This window comes from Pseudoxanthomonas sp. LjRoot204_2, from assembly GCF_056175765.1.
This window is the reverse complement of record NZ_JBGFFG010000314.1, coordinates 1-4,065: the sequence shown is the minus strand read 5'-3', so window position 1 is coordinate 4,065 and position 4,065 is coordinate 1. Positions and strand designations below refer to the sequence as shown.

General features: G+C 68.7%; 4 protein-coding genes. All 4 read right to left on the bottom strand.

What is annotated here, in order from left to right:
• Positions 1-90: 90 nt before the first annotated feature.
• Positions 91-810 (bottom strand): 4-hydroxy-tetrahydrodipicolinate reductase, encoded by a 720-nt coding sequence (gene dapB, locus AC04L7_RS13735; RefSeq protein ID WP_435998369.1) that lies wholly within the window; start codon positions 808-810, stop codon positions 91-93.
• A 34-nt stretch (positions 811-844) separates the two neighbouring features.
• Entirely contained in the window at positions 845-2,188 is a 1,344-nt protein-coding gene (locus AC04L7_RS13730; protein WP_435998367.1) for a sensor domain-containing phosphodiesterase, read from the bottom strand.
• 101 nt (positions 2,189-2,289) lie between these two features.
• A complete protein-coding gene (locus AC04L7_RS13725; protein ID WP_435998364.1) occupies positions 2,290-3,402 on the bottom strand; it encodes a prephenate dehydrogenase in 1,113 nt (370 codons plus the stop codon).
• A 55-nt stretch (positions 3,403-3,457) separates the two neighbouring features.
• Positions 3,458-4,065: DnaJ C-terminal domain-containing protein (locus tag AC04L7_RS13720; protein ID WP_475513213.1), on the bottom strand; the 608-nt coding region annotated here is incomplete at its 5' end.

The following is a 4,065-nucleotide window of genomic DNA, read 5'->3' as shown; positions in this document are numbered from 1 at the left end:
GCGCCACCGTTTTTTACGCCGGATGCTCGGCGGCGTGCCCAAGCCCGCCGTGTTCAGGTTGTAGCGCGACGTGGGCAAGCCCGCGTGCCTTCACGCCAACAGGTCGCGCACCCGGTAGCTGCCCGCCGGGCGCCCGGCGAGCTGCCGCGCAACGTGCAGCGCGCCGCGTGCAAACACATCGCGATGCGTCGCCCGGTGCACCAGTTCCACCCGCTCGCCCAGCCCGGTGAACTGCACGGTGTGCTCGCCGACGATGTCGCCCGCGCGCAGGCTGGCGTAATGCACGGGCGCGCCCGCGCTGCCTGCCGCGCCTCCGAGCGTGAGCGCCGTGCCGGACGGCGCATCCTTCTTGTGCACGTGGTGCGACTCCACGACATCCACGTCCCACCCCGGCAGCGCTGCCGCGGCTCGCTCCACCAGGTCCGCCAGGACCGCGACGCCAAGGCTGAAGTTGCTTGCCCACACCAGCGGGATGCTCTTCGCCGCCTGCACCAGGGCGCCCGCCTGCGCGTCGGCCATGCCCGTCGTTCCGGACACCAGCGCCGCGCCACGCTCGACGCAGAGGGCGAGGATGTGATCGAACCCGTCGGGCAGGCTGAAGTCGATGGCGACATCGAAGGCCGGCACGCCCGCCAGCTCGCTGGCCGCGAAATGGGGGACGCCGTCCACCACGCGCGGTGACGGCGTACGCCGTGTCACCGCCGCGACGACCTGGCAGTGGCCGGCCTGTTCGGCGGCGAGGCGGAGCAACGCCTGGCCCATGCGACCGGACGCACCATGGATGAGGATACGGATCGGGGAGGCGTTCATGGCCGCATGGTAACCGCTTGCCCGCCAGGCCGGGCTACGGCGCGGCCGGATGACCGAGGAAGTAGCCCTGCGCAAAGGCCACGCCGAGTGCTTTCAGTGCGTCGCACTGGCGTTCTGTCTCCACGCCTTCCGCGATCAGCTGCGCGCGCGTCCCCTCGGCGAATGCGAGCAGCGCCGCGATGAGGGCCTGCATGCGCGGGCGCTGGTCGACTTCGCGCACCAGCGAGATGTCGAGCTTGATGATGTCGGGGGAAAGCCGCAGCACGTGGCGCAGACTGGCGAAGCCCGCGCCGGTGTCGTCCACCGCGATGCGCACGCCGCGCGCCTGCAGCGCGGCGAGACAGGTGTTCAGCTGTCCGTAGTCGTCGACAGGCGTGTGCTCCGTGATTTCCAGCACCAGTCGCTGCGGCTCGCTTGCTGCCAGCAACGAAGACAGGCGCTCGTTGCATGCGGTCTCGGGCGACACGTTGAGCGCGATGTAGGCGTCTCCGGGAATGCGCGGCAGGCACGCCAGCCCCGCTTCCACGGCAGCGAGTTCCAGTGGCACGCTCAAGCCGTGCCTTGCGGCGTCCTCGAACCAGCGGCTGGTGGACAGGTCGTATTCGATCGGGAAGCGTGCCAGTGCCTCGTACCCGACGGTGGCGCCGTCGGCAAGCCGCACGATGGGCTGCAGGACGCTCGTCAGCCTACCCTCGCGCAGCACGTCTTCGAGGCGCACCCTCGCGGCCTGCGCGTGCTGGCGGTCCCGATCCACCGCTCCCTTGCGCGTTTCCAGTGCCGCGCGCATCTGCGCGTGTTCGATCGCCTTGTAGAAGCTGGCGGCCACCAGCGTACTGAGCTGTTCCAGCGTGCGGCAATCGGCGTCTCGGTAGGCCATGGGCGTCGCCGAAACCACCTTCAGCACGCCGACCACCTGGCCACGGAAATGCAGGGGGGCGACCAGCATGGAACGCAGTCCGACCCGCCGGCAGGCATCGCGGTTCACGCGTGCGTCGTCCTCGCTGTCGTCGCACCTCAGCACACGGCCTTCGTGGATGCAGCGACCGGACAGGCTACCCTCCACGGGGATGCTCATGCCCACCATGTCGTGCGCGATGCCGCTGGCCGACCAGTAGCGCATGACCGCGCCATCGCGGATTTCCAGCACCGCGCCGTCGGAGCGCGTCAGGGCCTGCGCACGATGGGTGATCGCATCCACGACATCCTGGGGCTCGGGACCGGCCGCGGCGATTTCACCCTGGGCGACCACGATCTGCGTGAGCAGGGCGATCGCCTCCTCGTCGTCCTTCCGTGCAGCCAGCACCTGCAGTGGCGACCGCGTCACCCGCGTGTTGTCCTGACCCATCTCCCGTCGCTCCCTGAGGATGATGAAGCTCATGTGACGGTCGTGGCCGCCGCCTCGTGGGGGATGCTAGGGCTCTCGACTCACGCTTGTCGAGTAAACGGGTTTACATGCCGATCGGCGGATTCGATGGTCGATCAGGCGGACGACACGATCCGACCGATACCGGTCTCCGCGATCTCAGCGACGGCGCGCTGCAACGCCTCCGCGTCGATGCCGGTGTCAAATCCGATCCGGAAATGCACGTCACCCTCTGGCGTGCGCGACGAATGGATGGACGACAGGCTGACGTCGTGTCGCTCGAACACATGCAGCAGGCTGCGCAACGAGCCGGGCCGGTCCTGCGGCAGGTGAACGCTGAGCGCTTTGTCCGCCGACAGGTCGGCCAGCAGGTAGCCGATGCGCTCGTAGTGGTAGTTGCCCTCCGCGAGCGCAGCGGCACCCACCGCTTCGCGGTTGTCGTGCAGGAACTCGTTGCGGAAGGCCTCGCGTGCGGCGTCGCCGCCTTCTTCCACCAACGCGGCCATCCGGGCCACCTGTTGTCCGAGCGCGCGCAGGACCTCGGACGCATGTGGATTGCCGAACTGGATGTCTTCGTAGATCGCAGGGTTCAACGACAGGATGCGCGCGATGATCGCGGCATCCATCTCGAAGGAGGCCGAACGGAAAGGCATCACCGAGGCGAGATCGCCTACCCTGTCGGCCTGTCCCCTCAGCACGCCCGCCTGCGCCAGGTGCGTCGCATGCACCATGGCCTGCACCAGTGCCATCACGCGGTCGTGCTGTTCCGGGGTGGCCTCCACGCATTCGGCGTCCAACGCCTCGAGCAGCGCGGTCAGCCACGGACGCCAGCGGTCAAGCCGCGCCTCGCACACCACCATCACCCTGCCCTTCAGCGTCGGCGACTTGGGCGGGGCGGTCATGGGGTGCAGGCCAACGACCTCGGCCCGGGACCGCAACATGGCGGCCACCGGCGCGGCCTTGACCGATGTCACGTCGAGCCACAGCTTCCCGCTCTCGTCACCGCCCGCCAGGTCCACGTAACGCTCGATCAGCGACACCGTCGCCCGGATGGGTGCGGAAAACAGAAGTACGTCGGCACGGCGGACCAGGTCCGCCTCGTCCGTGGAAGACGGATCGGCGGGATCATGGCCGATCACCTCAAGGGCCATGCGGCTGCGGAAGAACTGCTGCAGCCAGCGGCCATAGGCGCCTGCACTGCCGACGATGCCGATGAGGGGTCCGGGCACGAAAAGGGCTCCACGAAGGAGCCCCATTCTAGAAGCAAGCCGAACCGCGCCGGCGTCAGGACGTCATGCGGTCCCAGAAGCCCTTCACGCCATCGAGGAACGTCGCCGACTTCGGCGAGTGCTTGCGCGCCTCCTCGCCGCTGAAGGTGGCTTCGAACTTCTCCAGCAGCTCGCGCTGCTCACCGGTCAGGTTGACGGGGGTTTCCACCACCACGCGGCAATAGAGGTCGCCCTCGCTGCGGCTGCGCACCGATTTCACGCCCTTGCCGCGCAGGCGGAACAGTTTTCCGGTCTGGGTTTCGGCGGGAATGCGGATCTCCGCCTCGCCCCTCAACGTCGGAACGCGCACGGTATCGCCCAGCGCCGCCTGCGAGATGCGGATCGGCACCTCGCAGTGCAGGTCGTCGCCATCGCGCTGGAAGATGTCGTGCTCGCGCACACGCACTTCCACGTACAGGTCGCCCGGCGGCGTGCCCGGAGGGCCCGCTTCGCCTTCGCCGGTCAGGCGGATGCGGTCGCCATTGTCCACGCCGGCCGGGATCTTGACCGACAGGACCTTCTCTTCCTCCACGCGACCGGCGCCATGGCACTCGGTGCAGGGATTCTTGATGGTCTGGCCGCGCCCGCCGCAGGCCGGACAGGCCTGCTGCATGGCGAAGATGC

Bases quoted from the DNA above. Each gene is read 5' to 3' on its own strand.
- AC04L7_RS13730 (WP_435998367.1), bottom strand. From the start codon at position 2,188: ATGAGCTTCATCATCCTCAGGGAGCGACGGGAGATGGGTCAGGACAAC.
- dapB (WP_435998369.1), bottom strand. From the start codon at position 810: ATGAACGCCTCCCCGATCCGTATCCTCATCCATGGTGCGTCCGGTCGC.